Source organism: Kitasatospora cineracea (assembly GCF_003751605.1).
Lineage (GTDB): Bacteria > Actinomycetota > Actinomycetes > Streptomycetales > Streptomycetaceae > Kitasatospora > Kitasatospora cineracea.
Window position 1 is genome coordinate 3962353 of record NZ_RJVJ01000001.1, and the last position, 19406, is coordinate 3981758.

The following is a 19406-nucleotide window of genomic DNA, read 5'->3' on the forward strand; positions in this document are numbered from 1 at the left end:
GACCACACCCCTCCTACTGCCCGGACAGCACCTGCTCCGCCGCCGCCCGCGCCTCCTCGGCCGTGTCCGCCGCCCGCGCCGCCTCCGCCGCCCGCTGGCACTGCGCCAACGACGCCCGCGCCAACGCCGCCCGCACGTACGGGATCGACGCCGCACCCATCGACAGACTGGTCACCCCCAGCCCCGTCAACACGCACGCCAGCAGCGGATCCGCCGCCGCCTCCCCGCACACCCCGCAGCTCTTCCCGGCCGCCTTCGCCGCGTCCGCCGCCGCCGCGATCAGGTCCAGCAGCGCCGGCTGCCACGGATCCTGCAACCGCGCCAACGACCCCACCTGCCGGTCCGCCGCGAACGCGTACTGCGCCAGGTCGTTCGTCCCCAGCGACAGGAACTCCACCTCCCGCAGCACCGCCGCCGCCCGCAGCGCGGCCGACGGAATCTCCACCATCGCCCCGTACTTGGCGTCCAGTCCCACCTCCCGGCAGGCCACCGCGAACGCCCGCGCGTCCACCCCGTCCGCCACCATCGGCGCCATCACCTCCAGGCGCACCGTCAACCCCTCCGCCGCCCGCGCCAACGCCCGCAACTGCGAGCGCAGCACCTCCGGGTGCTCCAACAGCGTCCGCAACCCGCGCACCCCCAGCGCCGGATTCGGCTCGTCCCCGGGCGTCAGGAACTCCAACGGCTTGTCCGCCCCGCATCCAGCACCCGCACCACCACCCGGCCCCCCGGAAACGCCTCCAGCACCTTCCGGTACGCCTCGACCTGCTTGTCCTCACCCGGAGCCTTCGCCGAGTCGTCCAAGAACAGGAACTCGGTCCGGAACAGCCCGACCCCCTCCGCCCCGTTCTCCAACGCCGCCGGCACGTCCGCCGGCCCGCCCACGTTCGCCAGCAACGGCACCATGAACCCGTCCGACGTCCGCCCCGGCCCGCTCGAAGCCGCCAGCGCCGCCTTCCGCTCCGCCGCCAGCCGCCGCAACTCCTCCTGCCGCTCCGCCGAAGGCTCCACCAGCACCTCGCCCGAACCCCCGTCGACCGCCACCACCACCCCCTCCGCCAACCCCGTAGCCCCCGCCAGCGCCACCACCGCCGGCACCCCCATCGCCCGCGCCAGGATCGCGCTGTGCGACGTCGGCCCGCCCTCCTCCGTCACGAACCCCAGCACCAGCGACGGATCCAGCAACGCCGTGTCCGCCGGCGCCAGGTCCCGCGCCAGCAGCACGTACGGCTCGTCACTGTCCGGCACCCCCGGCATCGGCACCCCCAACAGCCGCGCCACGATCCGGTTCCGCACGTCGTCCAGGTCCGCCACCCGCCCGGCCAGGTACTCACCCGCCGCCGCCAACAACTCCCGGTACGCCGCGAACGCGTCGTACACCCCGCGCTCCGCGCTGCTCCCCGACTCGATCCGCCGGTTCACGTCCGCCAGCAGCTCCGGGTCCTGCGCCATCAACGCCTGCGCCTCCAGCACCGCCTGCGCCTCACCTCCCGCCAGGTTCCCGCGCGCCACCAGGTCCGCGGCCACCGCATCCACCGCCGCCTGCGCCCGGGCCTGCTCCCGCGGCACCTCCTCCGCCGACACCTGGGTCACCGGCGGTTCCAGCACCGCCGTCCCCATGTGCCGCACCTGCCCGATGGCAACCCCGTGACTGACCCCCACGCCCCGCAGCGTCCGCTCCATGGTTCCGAAACCCCTTCGCCGTCAGTCGCCGTAAGTTCCGTCAGTTCCAGATGAACAGCTCGCCGCCGGCCGTGACCTCACCGGACTCCGCCACCCCACTCAACTGCTCCGCCGACGCCTCCAGCGCCACGATCGGCGAGATCGGCGACTTCCCCGCCGCCTCCACCGCCGCCGGATTCCACTTGATCACCGGCTGCCCCCGCTGTACCCGGTCCCCCTTGTGCACCAGCAGCTCGAACCCCTCCCCATTGAGCTGCACCGTGTCGATCCCCAAGTGCGTCAGCACCCCGTGCCCGTTCTCGTCCATCACCACGAACGCGTGCGGATGCATCGACACCACCTGCCCGTCCACCGGAGCCACCGCCTCGATCGGCTCCCGCAACGGATCGATGGCCGTCCCCGGCCCCACCATGGCTCCCGCGAACACCGGGTCGGGAACGTTGGCGAGGCCGACAGCGCGACCGGCAAGCGGCGACGTAACAGTGGTCATGGTGGAGCCTCCCAGGTACGGAGTACATCGCGTGCGGCCGCGGGGCAGCGGCCCATTGATCGACTGAACCCAAATTACGTCAACTTCGGACATCTCATGCCATAACGCCCACCAGCCGCCCGGGTGAAGATCCCCTCCCGCCCCAACCGAACCGCACACGAACCGACCGCCCCGCACCATCCCCGCCAACCCCACCGCCCGCAAGTGGTCTAGTCCTCTTGGTCGACCCGCCGCACTCTACGGCATCCGAGTGAGCCCCCACCCGCCCCGCCCGCCCACCCCCACGGGCCCAACCGGGTGACTCCGCCCCGCCCCGATTAGGCACTCGGCCGCCGACCCGCTATGGTTGCTCAGGTCGCCGCGCAACGGCGGTAAACAGAGCAAGTCAGGCAAGTAAAACTCCGGTCAACACCGAGTAAACGGTCTGATAAGCTCGAAACACGAAAGAACGAAGCGCCCGGAGGGTCCGCAGGGATGCGGTCCGAAGGAAGTGTCCGTTCCTTGAGAACTCAACAGCGTGCCAAAAGTCAACGCCAGATATGTTGACATCCCCGGCCTCGACATCTCGTCGGGGTTGGAGATTCCTTTTGAAGTAAAACACTAGCGAGGACGCAGTGCACGGGGCCGCCTTATTCCGGTGGCTGCTGTGCCGCTCTTTCGTGGAAGCATTCACGGAGAGTTTGATCCTGGCTCAGGACGAACGCTGGCGGCGTGCTTAACACATGCAAGTCGAACGGTGAAGCCCTTCGGGGTGGATCAGTGGCGAACGGGTGAGTAACACGTGGGGAATCTGCCCTGAACTCTGGGACAAGCCTTGGAAACGAGGTCTAATACCGGATACGACCGTCTCCCGCATGGGGGCCGGTGGAAAGCTCCGGCGGTTCAGGATGATCCCGCGGCCTATCAGCTTGTTGGTGGGGTAACGGCCCACCAAGGCGACGACGGGTAGCCGGCCTGAGAGGGCGACCGGCCACACTGGGACTGAGACACGGCCCAGACTCCTACGGGAGGCAGCAGTGGGGAATATTGCACAATGGGCGAAAGCCTGATGCAGCGACGCCGCGTGAGGGATGACGGCCTTCGGGTTGTAAACCTCTTTCAGCAGGGAAGAAGCGCAAGTGACGGTACCTGCAGAAGAAGCACCGGCTAACTACGTGCCAGCAGCCGCGGTAATACGTAGGGTGCGAGCGTTGTCCGGAATTATTGGGCGTAAAGAGCTCGTAGGCGGCCTGTCGCGTCGGATGTGAAAGCCCGGGGCTCAACCCCGGGTCTGCATTCGATACGGGCAGGCTGGAGTGTGGTAGGGGAGATCGGAATTCCTGGTGTAGCGGTGAAATGCGCAGATATCAGGAGGAACACCGGTGGCGAAGGCGGATCTCTGGGCCATTACTGACGCTGAGGAGCGAAAGCGTGGGGAGCGAACAGGATTAGATACCCTGGTAGTCCACGCCGTAAACGTTGGGAACTAGGTGTTGGCGACATTCCACGTCGTCGGTGCCGCAGCTAACGCATTAAGTTCCCCGCCTGGGGAGTACGGCCGCAAGGCTAAAACTCAAAGGAATTGACGGGGGCCCGCACAAGCAGCGGAGCATGTGGCTTAATTCGACGCAACGCGAAGAACCTTACCAAGGCTTGACATACACCGGAAACTGGTAGAGATATCAGCCCCCTTGTGGTCGGTGTACAGGTGGTGCATGGTTGTCGTCAGCTCGTGTCGTGAGATGTTGGGTTAAGTCCCGCAACGAGCGCAACCCTTGTTCTGTGTTGCCAGCGAGTAATGTCGGGGACTCACAGGAGACTGCCGGGGTCAACTCGGAGGAAGGTGGGGACGACGTCAAATCATCATGCCCCTTATGTCTTGGGCTGCACACGTGCTACAATGGCCGGTACAAAGGGCTGCGATGCCGCGAGGCGGAGCGAATCCCAAAAAGCCGGTCTCAGTTCGGATTGGGGTCTGCAACTCGACCCCATGAAGTTGGAGTTGCTAGTAATCGCAGATCAGCATGCTGCGGTGAATACGTTCCCGGGCCTTGTACACACCGCCCGTCACGTCACGAAAGTCGGTAACACCCGAAGCCGGTGGCCTAACCCGTAAGGGGAGGAGCCGTCGAAGGTGGGACCAGCGATTGGGACGAAGTCGTAACAAGGTAGCCGTACCGGAAGGTGCGGCTGGATCACCTCCTTTCTAAGGAGCACACGGCAGCTTCGGGCGAATGTCCCGGAGTGCTAGCTCATGGGTGGAACGTTGACTATTCGGCACACACGGTATGGATCTGCCAGTACTGCCCCCTCGGGGGCGTGGAAGACAGGGACAGCTTGGTGTGTCGGGCACGTTGTTGGGTCCTGAGGGAACGGAAGTTGCCTCATGGATGCCGGCCTCAGTTGAGGGTGCGTCATGCTCCCGAGGGTGGGTGTCTGGTCGTTGTTTGAGAACTGCACAGTGGACGCGAGCATCTGTGGCCAAGTTTTTAAGGGCGCACGGTGGATGCCTTGGCACCAGGAACCGATGAAGGACGTGGGAGGCCGCGATAGGCCCCGGGGAGCTGTCAACCGAGCTTTGATCCGGGGGTGTCCGAATGGGGAAACCCGGCAGTCGTCATGGGCTGTCACCCGTACCTGAACACATAGGGTGCGTGGAGGGAACGCGGGGAAGTGAAACATCTCAGTACCCGCAGGAAGAGAAAACAACCGTGATTCCGGGAGTAGTGGCGAGCGAAACCGGATGAGGCCAAACCGTTGTGGTGTGAGACCCGGCAGGGGTTGCCACGACGGGGTTGTGGGAAAGTTCTTCAGTCGTCTGCCGGCGGCTGGGCGAGTCAGAAACCGTATGGGTAGTCGAAGGACATGCGAAAGGTCCGGCGTAGAGGGTAAGACCCCCGTAGACGAAATCTGTACGGCTCGCTTGAGCTTCTCCCAAGTAGCACGGGGCCCGAGAAATCCCGTGTGAATCTGGCGGGACCACCCGCTAAGCCTAAATATTCCCTGGTGACCGATAGCGGATAGTACCGTGAGGGAATGGTGAAAAGTACCGCGGGAGCGGAGTGAAATAGTACCTGAAACCGTGTGCCTACAAGCCGTGGGGGCAGCCTTCGGGCTGTGACTGCGTGCCTTTTGAAGAATGAGCCTGCGAGTTTGCGGTGTGTAGCGAGGTTAACCCGTGTGGGGTAGCCGTAGCGAAAGCGAGTCCGAATAGGGCGCCCATAGTTGCATGCCCAAGACCCGAAGCGGAGTGATCTAGCCATGGGCAGGTTGAAGCGCGGGTAAGACCGTGTGGAGGACCGAACCCACCAGGGTTGAAAACCTGGGGGATGACCTGTGGTTAGGGGTGAAAGGCCAATCAAACTCCGTGATAGCTGGTTCTCCCCGAAATGCATTTAGGTGCAGCGTCGCGTGTTTCTTGCCGGAGGTAGAGCACTGGATAGGCGATGGGCCTTACCGGGTTACTGACCTTAGCCAAACTCCGAATGCCGGTAAGTGAGAGCGCGGCAGTGAGACTGTGGGGGATAAGCTCCATGGTCGAGAGGGAAACAGCCCAGAACACCGACTAAGGTCCCTAAGCGTGTGCTAAGTGGGAAAGGATGTGGAGTCGCAGAGACAACCAGGAGGTTGGCTTAGAAGCAGCCACCCTTGAAAGAGTGCGTAATAGCTCACTGGTCAAGTGATTCCGCGCCGACAATGTAGCGGGGCTCAAGCACACCACCGAAGTCGTGTCATTGCAGCATGAAGGGCCAACGCCTGCTGTGATGGGTAGGGGAGCGTCGTGTGCCGGGTGAAGCAGCCGAGGAATCGAGTTGTGGACGGTTCACGAGTGAGAATGCAGGCATGAGTAGCGATACAAGAGTGGGAAACTCTTGCGCCGATTGACCAAGGGTTCCTGGGTCAAGCTGATCTGCCCAGGGTAAGTCGGGACCTAAGGCGAGGCCGACAGGCGTAGTCGATGGACAACGGGTTGATATTCCCGTACCCGCTTTGAAGCGCCAACGTCGAACCTCTTGATGCTAAGCCCGTGAAGCCGGCCCGGAGTCTTCGGACAAAGGGACGTGGTGGAGCCGGTGACCCAACGGGGTAGTAGGTGAGCGATGGGGTGACGCAGGAAGGTAGTCCAGCCCGGGCGGTGGTAGTCCCGGGGTAAGGGTGTAGGACGTTGCGTAGGCAAATCCGCGCAACACGTGTCTGAGACCTGATGCCGAGCCGATTGTGGTGAAGTGGATGATCCTATGCTGTCGAGAAAAGCCTCTAGCGAGTTTCATGGCGGCCCGTACCCCAAACCGACTCAGGTGGTCAGGTAGAGAATACCGAGGCGTTCGGGTGAACTGTGGTTAAGGAACTCGGCAAAATGCCCCCGTAACTTCGGGAGAAGGGGGGCCATTGCTGGTGACGGGACTTGCTCCCCGAGCTGGTGGTGGCCGCAGAGACCAGCGAGAAGCGACTGTTTACTAAAAACACAGGTCCGTGCGAAGCCGTAAGGCGATGTATACGGACTGACGCCTGCCCGGTGCTGGAACGTTAAGGGGACCGGTTAGTCCGATTTCGGTCGGGCGAAGCTGAGAACTTAAGCGCCAGTAAACGGCGGTGGTAACTATAACCATCCTAAGGTAGCGAAATTCCTTGTCGGGTAAGTTCCGACCTGCACGAATGGCGTAACGACTTCTCGACTGTCTCAACCACAGGCCCGGTGAAATTGCATTACGAGTAAAGATGCTCGTTTCGCGCAGCAGGACGGAAAGACCCCGGGACCTTTACTATAGCTTGATATTGGTGTTCGGTTCGGCTTGTGTAGGATAGGTGGGAGACTGTGAAGCAGCAACGCCAGTTGTTGTGGAGTCGCCGTTGAAATACCACTCTGGTCGTGCTGGATGTCTAACCTGGGTCCGTGATCCGGATCAGGGACAGTGTCTGGTGGGTAGTTTAACTGGGGCGGTTGCCTCCTAAAGGGTAACGGAGGCGCCCAAAGGTTCCCTCAGCCTGGTTGGCAATCAGGTGTTGAGTGTAAGTGCACAAGGGAGCTTGACTGTGAGACTGACGGGTCGAGCAGGTACGAAAGTAGGGACTAGTGATCCGGCGGTGGCTTGTGGAAGCGCCGTCGCTCAACGGATAAAAGGTACCCCGGGGATAACAGGCTGATCTTCCCCAAGAGTCCATATCGACGGGATGGTTTGGCACCTCGATGTCGGCTCGTCGCATCCTGGGGCTGGAGTAGGTCCCAAGGGTTGGGCTGTTCGCCCATTAAAGCGGTACGCGAGCTGGGTTTAGAACGTCGTGAGACAGTTCGGTCCCTATCCGCTGTGCGCGTAGGAGTGTTGAGAAGGGCTGTCCCTAGTACGAGAGGACCGGGACGGACGAACCTCTGGTGTGCCAGTTGTCCTGCCAAGGGCATGGCTGGTTGGCTACGTTCGGGAGGGATAACCGCTGAAAGCATCTAAGCGGGAAGCCTGCTTCGAGATGAGCACTCCCACCTCCATCGAGAGGGTAAGGCTCCCAGTAGACGACTGGGTTGATAGGCCGGATATGGAAGCCCTGTGAGGGGTGGAGTTGACCGGTACTAATAGGCCGAGGGCTTGTCCTCAGTTGCTCGCGTCCACTGTGTTGTTCTGAAACAACGACCCCCGCCGGAGGGATCCGGCCGGGCGGCGACAGTTTCATAGTGTTTCGGTGGTCATAGCGTGAGGGAAACGCCCGGTTACATTCCGAACCCGGAAGCTAAGCCTCACAGCGCCGATGGTACTGCAGGGGGGACCCTGTGGGAGAGTAGGACGCCGCCGAACAATCATTGTGGGAAAGCCCCCTGACGGGAAGTCAGGGGGCTTTCTTGTTGTAGGGTCGGTCCCGCACGGTTGTCGGTGGTTAATACAGGAGGCTCCGCACAGTGGAGGTCCAGGAGACGCGCGTTCAGACCGATCGGGTCCTCACGATCCCGAATCTGCTGAGCATGGCTCGGCTGGTGGGCGTGCCGGTCTTCTTGTGGTTGGTGCTGTGGCCGGTCTTCGGGGGGCCGAAGAACGACGGGTGGGCGATCGTCGTTCTGATGTTGAGCGGGGTCAGTGACTACCTGGACGGGAAGCTGGCTCGGCGGTGGGGGCAGATCAGCCGGCTGGGGCAGTTGCTGGACCCGGCCGCGGACCGGTTGTACATCGTGTCGACGCTGGTGGGGTTGACCTGGCGGGAGATCCTGCCCTGGTGGTTGACGGCGTTGTTGGTGGCGCGGGAGGCGTTCGTCGGGGTGGTGCTGCTGCGGCTCAACCGGGCGGGTTACGGGCCGTTGAACGTGAGTTTTCTGGGGAAGGCGGCGACGTTCAATCTGATGTACGCGTTTCCGCTCCTGCTGTTGGGGGTGGGCGAGGGGTGGGTGCACCAGGTTGCGGGGGTGGTGAGTTGGGCGTTCATCTGGTGGGGGACGACGCTGTACTGGTGGGCCGGTGCCCTGTATGCGGTGCAGGCCCGGCAGATCCTCCAGGCGGAGCGTTCGGTTGCCGTTTGAGATCAGCCTGAGACGTTTTACACGGCCTCCACGGTGAGTCGGACGTTTTCTTCCGGGTAGGGATGCGTCGGACCGGTTTGATGGACCCCGCAGGGGTTCACCACCGCGAAGGAGGACGCACCCGTAATGAAAGCCGTTGTGATGGCGGGCGGGGAGGGCACTCGACTCCGCCCCATGACTTCCAGCATGCCCAAGCCGCTGCTGCCGGTGGCCAATCGGCCGATCATGGAGCACGTGCTGCGGCTGCTGAGGCGACACGGCCTCAACGACACCGTGGTGACCGTGCAGTTCTTGGCGTCGTTGGTCAAGAACTACTTCGGTGATGGTGAGGAACTGGGCATGCACCTCACCTATGCCAATGAGGAAACACCGCTGGGGACGGCGGGCAGCGTGAAGAACGCCGAGGACGCGCTGCGGGACGATTCGTTTCTGGTGATCTCGGGCGATGCCCTGACGGACTTCGACCTTTCCGACCTGATTGCCTTTCACCGGGAGAAGGGCGCGCTGGTCACGGTGTGCCTGACCCGGGTGCCGAACCCGTTGGAATTCGGTATCACCATCACGGACGACGAGGGGAAGGTCGAGCGCTTCCTCGAGAAGCCGACCTGGGGGCAGGTGTTCTCGGACACCGTGAACACCGGTATCTACGTGATGGAGCCGGAGGTCTTCGACTACGTGGCGGCCGGCGAGTCGGTCGACTGGTCGAGCGACGTGTTCCCGCAGTTGCTCAAGGAGGGCAAGCCGGTGTTCGGCTACGTCGCCGAGGGCTACTGGGAGGACGTGGGCACGCACGAGAGCTACTTGAAGGCCCAGGCAGACGTCCTGGAGGGGAAGGTCCAGGTCGAGCTGGACGGGTTCGAGATCTCGCCGGGCGTGTGGGTGGCCGAGGGTGCGGAGGTGGACCCGGAGGCGGTGCTGAGGGGGCCGCTGTACATCGGTGACTACGCCAAGGTCGAGGCCGGCGTGGAGTTGCGCGAGCACACCGTGCTGGGGTCGAACGTCGTCGTGAAGAGCGGTGCCTTCCTGCACAAGGCCGTGGTGCACGACAACGTGTACGTGGGGGCGCAGAGCAACCTGCGCGGGTGCGTGGTCGGGAAGAACACCGACGTGATGCGGGCCGCGCGGATCGACGAGGGGGCGGTGATCGGTGACGAGTGCCTGATCGGCGAGGAGTCGATCATCGCGGGCAACGTCCGGGTCTACCCGTTCAAGACGATCGAGGCCGGCGCGTTCGTCAACACCTCGGTGATCTGGGAGTCCCGCGGCCAGGAGCACCTGTTCGGGGTGCGGGGCGTGTCGGGGATCCTGAACGTGGAGATCACGCCGGAGCTGGCCGTGCGGCTGGCGGGGGCGTACGCGACCACGTTGAAGAAGGGCGCGACGGTCACCATCGCGCGTGACCACTCGCGTGGTGCGCGGGCGTTGAAGCGGGCGATGATCTCGGCGCTGCAGACCAGCGCGATCGACGTCCGCGACCTGGAGAACGTGCCGATGCCGGTGGCCCGGCAGGCGACGGCGCGGGGGAGTGCGGGCGGGATCTTCCTGCGGACCACGCCGGGGGTGCCGGACTCGCTGGACATCCTGTTCTTCGACGAGCGCGGGGCCGACCTGTCGCAGGCCGGGCAGCGGAAGCTGGACCGGGTGTACTCGCGGCAGGAGTTCCGGCGGGCGTTCCCGGGCGAGATCGGCGACCTGCTGCACCCGGCGAGCGTGTTCGACTCGTACGCGACGAACCTGTTGCGGACGGTGGACACCTCGGGGGTGCGGGAGGCCGGGCTGAAGGTGGTGGTGGACGCGGCGCACGGCAGTGCCGGGTTGGTGCTGCCGAGCATCCTGGGGCGGCTCGGGGTGGAGGCGCTGACGGTGGCCGGCGGCCTGGACGAGGCGCGGCCGACCGAGGACGCGGACTCGCGGCGGGCGGCGCTGGCCAGGCTGGGCGAGCTGGTGGCGTCCTCGCGGGCGGCGTTCGGCGTGCGGTTCGACCCGGTGGGTGAGCGGGTGTCCTTCGTGGACGAGCTCGGCCGGGTGATCCAGGACGACCGGGCGCTGCTGGTGCTGCTGGACCTGGTGGCGGCCGAGCGCCGCACCGGGCAGGTGGCGCTGCCGGTGACGACGACGCGGATCGCCGAGCAGGTGGCGGCGTACCACGGCACCCAGGTGACCTGGACGACGACCTCGCCGGACGACCTGGCGAAGGCCGCGGCGGCGGACGGCACGATCTTCGGCGGGGACGGGCGCGGCGGCTTCGTGGTGCCCGAGTTCTCCGGGGTGCTGGACGGGGCGGCGGCGTTCGTGCGGCTGGTCGGCCTGGTGGCGCGGACGCAGCTGACGCTGAGCCAGATCGACGCGCGGATCCCGCAGGCGCACATCCAGAAGCGGGACATCGCCACGCCGTGGGCCGCCAAGGGCATGGTGATGCGTTCGGTGGTGGAGGCGGCCGGGAACCGGAAGCTGGACACCACGGACGGCGTGCGGGTGGTCGAGCCGGACGGCCGGTGGACGCTGGTCCTGCCGGACCCGGCGGAGGCCGTCACCCACCTGTGGGCGGAGGGCCCGGACGACGAGGCGACCGAGCGGCTGCTCGACGAGTGGGCCGCGGTCGTGGACGGCGCCGGGAGGTAGTGCGGGGGAAGTGAGGTGGGGGCGGGCCCGGCGGCCCGTCCCCACCCGGTTTTGTCACGATCCTGTGCCGAAACCGTCCTGCGGGGCCCGGGGCTGGTCGTGGGGCACCTCGTGGTCGTGAAACGATGTGGCGCATGCCAGCATCGCCGACGCCGAGTGACCCGGAGGGGCGCTTCCGCCGCCCGGACGCCTCGATGTCCCTGCTGACCACGGTCATGGAGCACTCGCTCGACGACGGGTACGCGGAGGCGGCCCGGGCCCGTGGGGCGGAGGGCAGTTCGCGGCTGCCGTCGACGGCCAAGGGGCGGCTGGTGCTGGGCCTGGGCCTGGCGCTGGCGGCGGTCGTGGTGACGGTCGGGGCGGTGAGCACGCACGCCGCGGCGCCCGTGCTGGCGAAGGAGCGGGACGCCCTGGTCAGCCGGGTGAACGACGCCAACAAGGCGGCGGACGAGCTGCAGCGGCAGGTCGAGGCGGACCGCGACAAGGTCGAGCGGGCCCAGGACGCGGCGCTGCAGAGCGGCGACGACAGCGGGGCGGAGCAGCTGGCGGCGCGGACCGGGACGGGGGCGATCACCGGGCCGGGCATCAAGCTGGTGATCGACGACGCGTCCGGGAGCGGTTCGGGCGGCAACGTCAGCGATCCGCGGAACACCGGCAGCTACGGCAAGGACGGGCGGGTCAAGGACCACGACCTGCAGTACGCCGTGAACGGGCTGTGGCTGGCCGGCGCGGAGGCGGTGTCCGTGAACGGGCAGCGGCTGACCGCGCTGTCGGCGATCCGGGCGGCCGGTGACGCGATCCTGGTGGACAACCGGCCGCTGGTGCCGCCGTACACGGTGCTGGCGATCGGGGACGGGCCGCGGCTGGCGCAGGCCTTCCAGGACAACGAGGGCGGCCGCTACCTGAAGATCATCCAGGAGAGCTACGGGATCCGTTCGACGGTGTCGACGCAGAAGTCGTTGACGCTGCCGGCCGCGCTGGGCGTGACGCTCCGGGTGGCCGGGCCGGAGGCGTCCGCGGAGGCGTCGGCCGAGCCGTCGGGGTCGCCGTCGCCGTCGGCGTCCGGTTCGGGGTCCGCCCTCCCGACGGCCCCGCCGTCCGGCGCGGTGTCGGGTTCGCCCTCGGGGGCGCCGTCGAAGTCCACGCGGTCGACCGCGACGAAGTCCACTTCCACTTCCACTTCCACTTCCACCGGAACAGGAGCTGCTACACCGTGATTGCCGTACTGGGTCTGGTGATCGGCGTGATCGTCGGCGTGTTCGTGCAGCCGGAGGTGCCGAACGCGGTGGTGCCGTACCTGCCGATCGCGGTGGTGGCGGCGCTGGACGCGGTGTTCGGCGGCGTGCGGGCGATGCTGGACGGGATCTTCGACGACAAGGTCTTCGTGGTGTCGTTCCTGTCGAACGTCGTGGTGGCGGCGCTGATCGTGTTCCTGGGCGACCAGTTGGGCGTGGGGTCGCAGCTGTCCACCGGCGTGGTGGTGGTGCTGGGCATCCGGATCTTCTCGAACGCTGCGGCGATCCGCCGGCACGTGTTCAGGGCGTAGGGAGCGGCTGTGAGCGGGGAGAAGGAGCCGCGGGAGCGGGACGAGGAGCAGCCGGAGCCGACCGAGTCGGTCGAGCCGGTGGAGCCGGCCGGGTCGACGGAGCCGGTCGCGCCCGTCGAGCCGGCTGCGGTGGCGGAGCCGGTCGAGTCGGTCGGGCCCGAGGAGCCGGTGGCGGCGGCCGCGGGGCGGGAGCCGGTGGAGCTGCCCTCGGACGGGCGGACCCGGCTGAAGGCGGCGATGTGGCCGCCGCGGGTGTCGCGGGGCCAGCTGGTGGTGGCGCTGCTGCTGTTCGCGCTGGGCCTGGCGCTGGCGATCCAGGTGCGCTCGACCAACGACCACAGCGAGCTGCGCGGGGCCCGCCAGGAGGACCTGGTGCGGATCCTGGACGAACTGGACGGCAAGCAGCAGCGTCTCCAGTCGGAGAAGACGCAGCTGGAGCAGTCCCTGGCGCAGTTGGAGAACTCGTCCAACCAGGCCAAGGAGGCCCAGGAGCAGACCCGGAAGAAGGCGGCCGAGCTGGGTGTGCTGGCGGGGACGGAGAAGGCCACCGGGCCGGGGATCGTGCTGACGATCGATGATCCCCAAGGGCAGGTGAAGGCGGATATGCTGCTGGACACCCTGCAGGAACTCCGAGCTGCGGGGGCGGAGGCGATTCAGATCAACGACGTGCGCGTGGTGGCCGGTACGTACTTCACCGACAACTCGTCGGGCGGCGTGCAGATCGACGGGAAGAGCGTCTCGCAGCCGTTCCGCTTCACCGTGGTGGGCAACCCGCAGGACCTGACTCCGGCGCTCAACATCCCCGGTGGCGTGGTGCGCAGCCTGGAGAACCACCAGGCGCGGGCGACCATCGTCCAGCAGCAGAAGGTGCTGGTGGACGCGCTGGCCGCGCCGAAGCCGTTGCAGTACGGCAAGCCGGCGGCGAAGTGACGGGGCGCGCTCCGTACGGTTCGTCAGCTGCGGGCAGCCCCCGGTGGTGGGTTTCCGCGGCGGGTCGGCGACACTGGGTCTTACCGTTCGTCAGTCCCCGGTCCGATGCCGGGCCCACCGCCACACCGAGCCTTGAACCCTGCCCCGCGGGCGGTTCTGTCACACGCAAGGGGATTCGCCCGTGAGTTTTTTCTCGAAGCTTTTCGGCCGCAACAAGAAGACGGCCGAGGCCCCGACCGCGCGCTACCGGCAGGAGGACGCCGGGGTGCCCCCGATGCGTCCGGCGCCGGACGGGCAGCGGCCGATGTACCGGGACGACGTGACCCAGGGCGCGGGCGTCCCGACCGGGCAGTTCGACGCGGGCTACGGCGCGTCGGTTGATTCGTCGGGCGGGCCGCGCATAGGTTTCCCGGCAGGACCCTCAACCTCCGGTGGAGGGTTTGCCCCGGACCCCTATGCCGGGCACGTCCAGTCGGGTGTGCCGCGCCAGGAGGCTGTGAACATGGCTGGCACCAGCCCGTGCCCGCGGTGCGGGAACCAGAACCCGGCGCAGGCCCGGTTCTGCTCGAACTGCGGGACCCAGCTGCGTGGCGGCGGTTTCCCGGAGGGCGCGGTGGAGACCACCTCGACCATCTCGATCTCCGGCATCGAGTCGTACGACCCGACGGCGACCTCGACGGGCGCCACGCCGGCGCTGTCGGCCGAGGTGATGGCGGCGATCGACGCGCTGCCGCCGGGCTCGGCCCTGCTGATCGTGCAGCGCGGCCCGAACTCGGGCAGCCGGTTCCTGCTGGACTCGGACGTGACCACGGCGGGGCGGCACCCGCAGGGTGACATCTTCCTGGACGACGTGACGGTGTCGCGTCGGCACGTGGAGTTCCGTCGGCAGCCCGACGGCGGCTTCTCGGTCGCGGACGTGGGCAGCCTGAACGGCACCTACGTGAACCGGGAGCGGATCGACGAGGTGCTGCTCAGCAACGGCGACGAGGTGCAGATCGGGAAGTACCGGCTGGTGTTCTTCGCCAGCCACCACCGGGGGTACTGACCACTTCTCCGTTTGGAGCCCGAGTGACCCCACAGATTCCTACCCCGTCCCTCGGGTCCTCGCCCGTGCCGGCCTCGCGCCGCACGGGCGAGGCGCGCCGGCGGGGTGACGAGCTGCTCTCGATCGGCGCGGTGCTGGCCTTCCTGCGGGACGACTTCCCGGAGGTGACGATCTCCAAGATCCGCTTCCTGGAGGCGGAGGGCCTGGTCGAGCCGCAGCGGACCCCGTCCGGCTACCGGAAGTTCTCGGCGGCGGACGTGGAGCGGCTGGCGTACGTGCTGCGGATGCAGCGCGACCACTACCTGCCGCTGCGGGTGATCCGCGAGCACCTGGACGCGATCGAGCGCGGCGAGCAGCCGCCGGCGCTGCCGGGGGCGGAGTCCCGTCCGGGGCCGCTGGAGGAGGCGGACCGGGAGCTGGCGGCCGCGGCCGGGGTGCTGCCGGGCGGGGTGCGGCTGGGCCGGGCCGAGCTGATCGCGGCGGCCGAGGCGCAGGAGCGGGAGCTCGTCGAGTGGGAGTCGTACGGCCTGGTGCAGCCGGGCCCGGACGGCGGGTACGACGGGGAGGCGCTGCAGATCGCCCGGCTGGTGGCGGAGTTGGGGCGGTTCGGCCTGGAGCCGCGGCACCTGCGGGCGATGAAGGCGGCGGCGGAGCGCGAGGTGGCGCTGGTGGAGCAGGTGGTGGCGCCGCTGCGGCGGCACCGCAACCCGCAGACCCGGGCGCACGCGGAGGCGACGGCGCGGGAACTGGCCACCCTGTCGGTGCGGTTGCACGCGGCGATGGTGCAGGCGGGACTGCGGTCGCGGAGCTGAGCGGCCGGTGGCGGCCGGGCGGGCGGCGGTCCTGATCGCGGTGGCCGCTGCCTGCTGCGCTTTCCTATCGGGGGCGAGCGCCATAGGGTTGCTGGTGTGAATGAGCTCGACGTCGTGGGTGTCCGGGTGGAGATGCCCTCCAACCAGCCGATCGTGCTGCTGCGGGAGGTCGGCGGGGACCGCTACCTGCCGATCTGGATCGGGCCGGGGGAAGCCACCGCGATCGCCTTCGCCCAGCAGGGCATGACCCCGGTGCGGCCGCTGACGCACGACCTGTTCAAGGACGTGCTCGGTGCGCTGGGGCAGCAGTTGACCGAGGTGCGGATCAACGACCTGCGGGACGGGGTGTTCTACGCGGAGCTGGTGTTCGCCGGTGGTGTCGAGGTGAGCGCGCGCCCCTCGGACGCGATAGCGCTGGCGCTGCGCACCGGTACGCCGATCTACGGGAGCGAGGAGGTGCTGGCGGAGGCCGGCATCTCGATCCCGGACGAGCAGGAGGACGAGGTCGAGAAGTTCCGGGAGTTCCTGGACCAGGTCTCGCCGGAGGACTTCGGGGGCGGCCCGCAGTAGCCGCCGCACGGTGGCGCCGGGCCGGTCGGCGGCCCGGCCCGCGGGCGGCGCGCCGGGCCCGGGAGGCCGTCGGCGCGCTAGCCCGGTCGGCGGTCGGTCGCAACTCGGATGCGCCGGAAAACCGTTCTGCTACCCGCACATGGGGCACGAATAACCACTCGATGGGGTGAAGTTTGTCGGAGCCCCCGGCGTGGCGATCGTTGACGGTGCTTTGGCGACTGCCTACCGTCAGGTGATGGCCCGCCGGACGGGCCACCCGCAGCCCGGGGCCCGGCAGGGCTCCTGCGGGTCCCGTGGGGCCTTGGGCGGAATGGACGGAGGTTGGCGATGAGCGGCACCGGCGACGAGACGCGTTCCGGAGCGCTGTGCGCGGTGCACCTGCCGCGGGCCGGCCGTGCTCTGATCGGACGGCCCTGGCGGCCGGAGCCCGAGGCCGAGGAACTGCCGAGGCTCGGCCGCTTCCCGGCCGTCCAGCCTGGGCAGCCCGCGATCGAGCGGCTCGCCCCGACCTCCGCGCTGGTCGGCTACCGCGGCCCGACGGCCTGCGCCGCCGCCGGCATCACCTACCGGCAGCTCGACTACTGGGCGCGCACCGGGCTGCTGGAGCCCTCGGTGCGCTCGGCGTACCCGGCGGGCGCGCAGCGGCTGTACAGCTTCCGGGACATTCTGCTGCTGAAAATCGTCAAGCGGCTGCTGGACGCCGGCGTGTCGCTGCAGAACATCCGGGTGGCCGTCACCCACCTGCAGTCCGCCGACCAGGCCGGACTGACCGGGCTGACCCTGATGTGCGACGGTGCGACGGTCTACGAGTGCACCTCGCCGCAGCAGGTGGTCGACCTGCTCAACGGCGGCCAGGGCGTGTTCGGCATCGCGGTCGGCGCGGTCTGGCAGGAGCTGGAGGCCACTCTGGGGCGGCTGCACGGCGAGCGCACCGACACCGGCGAGACGCTGGTGGGCAACGACCCGGGCGACGAGCTGGCGCAGCGCCGCAACCGCGCGGGCTGACCTGTCGGACCCCGGTCGGGGAACCGGCGGGCCGGTCCCGCTCGTCCTCGTCCGTGTGTCGACGATCTTGAGGTGCGCGGGGCGGCGGACGCGGGCGGCGTGGCGCGCGGTGCGTCCGGTCGGCCGGCGGCGGCAGCGCCGCTGGTTCCAGGCGGTGGTGCTGTGCTCCGCGCTGGGGCTGGCGCCGAGCGCCTGGCTGTACCTGACCCAGTCCGCGAAGGTCGGTACGGTGGCGAGCGCGCCGGACGCCCCCGTCGCGGTGGTGTTCGGCGCCGGGCTGATGGACGGCCGGCCCTCCCCGTACCTGGCGCACCGGCTGGACGCGGCGCTGGAGCTGTACCGGGCGCACAAGGTCCGGGCGATCCTGGTGACCGGCGACAACGGCACCGTCCGGTACGACGAGACCGACGCGATGCGCGGCTACCTGATCGACCGCGGGGTGCCCGGGGTGCGGGTGGTCGGCGACTACGCGGGCTTCGACACCTGGGACTCCTGCGCCCGGGCGCACCGGATCTTCGGCGTCGACCGGGCGGTGCTGGTCAGCCAGACCTTCCACGTCCGGCGGGCGCTGGCGCTGTGCCGGGCGGCCGGGATCGACGCGTACGCGGTCGGGGTCGAGGAGTGGCACGACACCACCTGGAAGTACGGCGGGCTGCGGGAGATCGGCAGTGCGGCGAAGGCGGCGGCGAGCGTGCTGCTGCGGCCGGACCCGACGCTGCTCGGGCCGCGCGAGGACGGGGTGGCCCGGGCGCTCGCGGACGCGGACGCGAACGGGTAGTCCGCGGGAATGTCAGTGCGGCACGGGATGATCGAGCGGTGCGGGCCGTGCCGAGCATCATCCACCTCGACATGGACGCCTTCTTCGCGGCGGTGGAGCAGGCGTCCAAGCCGAGCCTGCGCGGGAAGCCCGTCATCGTCGGCGGCCTGGGCGGGCGCGGCGTGGTCTCCACCGCCTCCTACGAGGCCCGCAAGTTCGGCGTGCACTCGGCGATGCCGATGGCGCAGGCCCGCCGGCTCTGCCCGAACGCGGCGTTCCTGACCGGCCGGTTCGACGCGTACCGGGCCAACAGCGAGATCGTGATGGGGCTGCTGCGGGAGCGCTCCCCGCTGGTCGAGCCGCTCAGCCTGGACGAGGCGTTCGTCGACCTGGAGGCCGGGCCGTACGGGCCCGCGCTGGCCGGCGCGACGACGCCCGCGGAAGGCGCGCAGCTGGTGCTCGCGCTGGCCGAGGACCTGCGGGCCGACATCGTGCAGCACACCGGGCTGACCGCGTCGGTCGGCGTCGCCGGGTCCAAGCTGATGGCGAAGATCGCCTCCGAGCGGGCCAAGCCGGACGGGCTGGTGCTGATCGAGCCCGGCTCCGAGCGGTCGGTGCTGGCCCCGATGCCGGTGCGGGCGTTGCCCGGGATCGGCCCCGCCACCGAACAGGCGCTGCGCCGGGCCGGGTTGACCACGGTGGCGGACTTGGCGGAGGCCGGGTTCGCGGAGCTGGTCGGGCTGCTCGGGAAAGCGCACGGCGCGGGCGTGTTCCAGATGGCGATCGGCTGGGACGAGCGGCCGGTGGTGCCGGACCGGGACGCCAAGTCGGTCTCGGTGGAGGACACCTTCGAGGTCGACCTCGCCGACCGGGACCGCATCCTGCGCGAGATCGAGCAGCTCGCCGTGCGGTGCGTGCGCCGCCTGCGGGCGGCCGGGCGCTCCGGGCGGACGGTGGTGCTGAAGGTCCGCCGCTTCGACTTCTCGACGCTGACCCGCTCCGAGACGCTGCGCGGGCCGACGGACGACGAGGGGGTGATCACCGCGACGGCGCGTCGGCTGGCGATGCAGGTCGACGTCACCGGCGGGGTGCGGCTGCTGGGCGTGGGGGTGGCCCAGCTCGCGGACTACACCCAGGAGGACCTGTTCGCCCAACTGGAGCGGGAGGAACGGGAGTCGGGGGCGGCCGCGGTGGCCGAGGAGGCGCTGGCGGAGGCGGTTCCGGCCGAGCCGGCGGCCCGCCGGTGGTGGCCCGGGCAGGACGTGACGCACCGCGAGTTCGGGCCCGGCTGGGTGCAGGGCAGCGGGGTCGGGCGGGTGACGGTGCGGTTCGAGACGCCGTACTCGGGGGTGGGGCGGGTGCGGACGTTCGCGGTGGGGGACGAGGAGCTGGAGGCCTCGGGAGCGCTCCCGCTCAGGCTGCCGGCGGGGTAGCGGCGAGGGCGCGCGCAGCGTCGGGGAGGGGGTGG

The 19406-nt window shown here is 68.4% G+C and carries 12 protein-coding genes, 3 rRNA genes and 1 pseudogene; 14 read left to right on the plus strand and 2 right to left on the minus strand.

What is annotated here, in order from left to right; all coding sequences use genetic code 11:
• Positions 1-13: 13 nt before the first annotated feature.
• Both ptsP and EDD39_RS18010 read right to left on the minus strand, forming a co-directional pair.
• Positions 14-1683, minus strand: a pseudogene (gene ptsP / locus EDD39_RS18005) (phosphoenolpyruvate--protein phosphotransferase).
• Positions 1684-1723: 40 nt separating this feature from the next.
• The gene (locus tag EDD39_RS18010) at positions 1724-2173 is read right to left on the minus strand and encodes a PTS sugar transporter subunit IIA (RefSeq protein WP_030464622.1); all 450 of its coding nucleotides are present in this window, start codon (positions 2171-2173) and stop codon (positions 1724-1726) included.
• 668 nt (positions 2174-2841) lie between these two features.
• Between EDD39_RS18010 and EDD39_RS18015 the strand changes: the two genes are divergently transcribed.
• The 14 genes from EDD39_RS18015 to EDD39_RS18080 all read left to right on the plus strand — a co-directional run bounded on the left by EDD39_RS18015 (position 2842) and on the right by EDD39_RS18080 (position 19371).
• Positions 2842-4358, plus strand: a 16S ribosomal RNA gene (locus EDD39_RS18015).
• A gap of 273 nt (positions 4359-4631) precedes the next feature.
• Positions 4632-7739, plus strand: a 23S ribosomal RNA gene (locus EDD39_RS18020).
• Between the two features lie 82 nt (positions 7740-7821).
• A 5S ribosomal RNA gene (rrf, locus tag EDD39_RS18025) occupies positions 7822-7938 on the plus strand.
• The 16S, 23S and 5S rRNA genes sit together here, the layout of an rRNA operon.
• Before the next feature lie 101 nt (positions 7939-8039).
• Positions 8040-8651 (plus strand): cardiolipin synthase ClsA, encoded by a 612-nt coding sequence (gene clsA, locus EDD39_RS18030; protein WP_123557309.1) that lies wholly within the window; start codon positions 8040-8042, stop codon positions 8649-8651.
• Positions 8652-8777: 126 nt separating this feature from the next.
• Positions 8778-11273, plus strand: coding sequence for a mannose-1-phosphate guanyltransferase (locus tag EDD39_RS18035; RefSeq protein WP_123557311.1), 2496 nt, complete (start codon positions 8778-8780; stop codon positions 11271-11273).
• A 134-nt stretch (positions 11274-11407) separates the two neighbouring features.
• Positions 11408-12490 carry a DUF881 domain-containing protein gene (locus EDD39_RS18040; RefSeq protein WP_341869304.1) on the plus strand — a complete coding sequence of 361 codons (1083 nt, stop codon included), beginning with the start codon at positions 11408-11410 and terminating at the stop codon, positions 12488-12490.
• Positions 12487-12819 (plus strand): small basic family protein, encoded by a 333-nt coding sequence (locus EDD39_RS18045; protein ID WP_030463668.1) that lies wholly within the window; start codon positions 12487-12489, stop codon positions 12817-12819. The genes EDD39_RS18040 and EDD39_RS18045 overlap by 4 nt, the downstream gene beginning before the upstream one ends.
• A 9-nt stretch (positions 12820-12828) precedes the next feature.
• A complete protein-coding gene (locus tag EDD39_RS18050) occupies positions 12829-13749 on the plus strand; it encodes a DUF881 domain-containing protein (RefSeq protein ID WP_425269698.1) in 921 nt (306 codons plus the stop codon).
• A gap of 502 nt (positions 13750-14251) precedes the next feature.
• The gene (locus EDD39_RS42545; RefSeq protein WP_030463666.1) at positions 14252-14794 is read left to right on the plus strand and encodes an FHA domain-containing protein; all 543 of its coding nucleotides are present in this window, start codon (positions 14252-14254) and stop codon (positions 14792-14794) included.
• Positions 14795-14859: 65 nt separating this feature from the next.
• Positions 14860-15606, plus strand: a complete 747-nt coding sequence (gene ftsR, locus EDD39_RS18060; RefSeq protein WP_123557315.1) for a transcriptional regulator FtsR — start codon at positions 14860-14862, stop codon at positions 15604-15606.
• 96 nt (positions 15607-15702) lie between these two features.
• On the plus strand, positions 15703-16176 hold the full coding sequence (locus tag EDD39_RS18065; RefSeq protein WP_030463664.1) for a bifunctional nuclease family protein: 474 nt from the start codon (positions 15703-15705) through the stop codon (positions 16174-16176).
• 327 nt (positions 16177-16503) lie between these two features.
• The gene (locus tag EDD39_RS18070; protein ID WP_051817891.1) at positions 16504-17181 is read left to right on the plus strand and encodes a MerR family transcriptional regulator; all 678 of its coding nucleotides are present in this window, start codon (positions 16504-16506) and stop codon (positions 17179-17181) included.
• A gap of 109 nt (positions 17182-17290) precedes the next feature.
• Positions 17291-17959 (plus strand): SanA/YdcF family protein, encoded by a 669-nt coding sequence (locus EDD39_RS18075; protein WP_244256778.1) that lies wholly within the window; start codon positions 17291-17293, stop codon positions 17957-17959.
• 38 nt (positions 17960-17997) lie between these two features.
• Positions 17998-19371, plus strand: coding sequence for a DNA polymerase IV (locus tag EDD39_RS18080; protein WP_123557319.1), 1374 nt, complete (start codon positions 17998-18000; stop codon positions 19369-19371).
• The last annotated feature ends 35 nt before the right edge of the window (positions 19372-19406 follow it).

Excerpts from the sequence above, each read along its gene's own strand:
- EDD39_RS18040 (WP_341869304.1), top strand. The coding sequence starts at position 11,408 with ATGCCAGCATCGCCGACGCCGAGTGACCCGGAGGGGCGCTTCCGCCGC.
- EDD39_RS18035 (WP_123557311.1), top strand. The coding sequence starts at position 8,778 with ATGAAAGCCGTTGTGATGGCGGGCGGGGAGGGCACTCGACTCCGCCCC.
- EDD39_RS18070 (WP_051817891.1), top strand. The coding sequence starts at position 16,504 with ATGAGCGGCACCGGCGACGAGACGCGTTCCGGAGCGCTGTGCGCGGTG.
- EDD39_RS42545 (WP_030463666.1), top strand. The coding sequence starts at position 14,252 with ATGGCTGGCACCAGCCCGTGCCCGCGGTGCGGGAACCAGAACCCGGCG.
- EDD39_RS18010 (WP_030464622.1), bottom strand. The coding sequence starts at position 2,173 with ATGACCACTGTTACGTCGCCGCTTGCCGGTCGCGCTGTCGGCCTCGCC.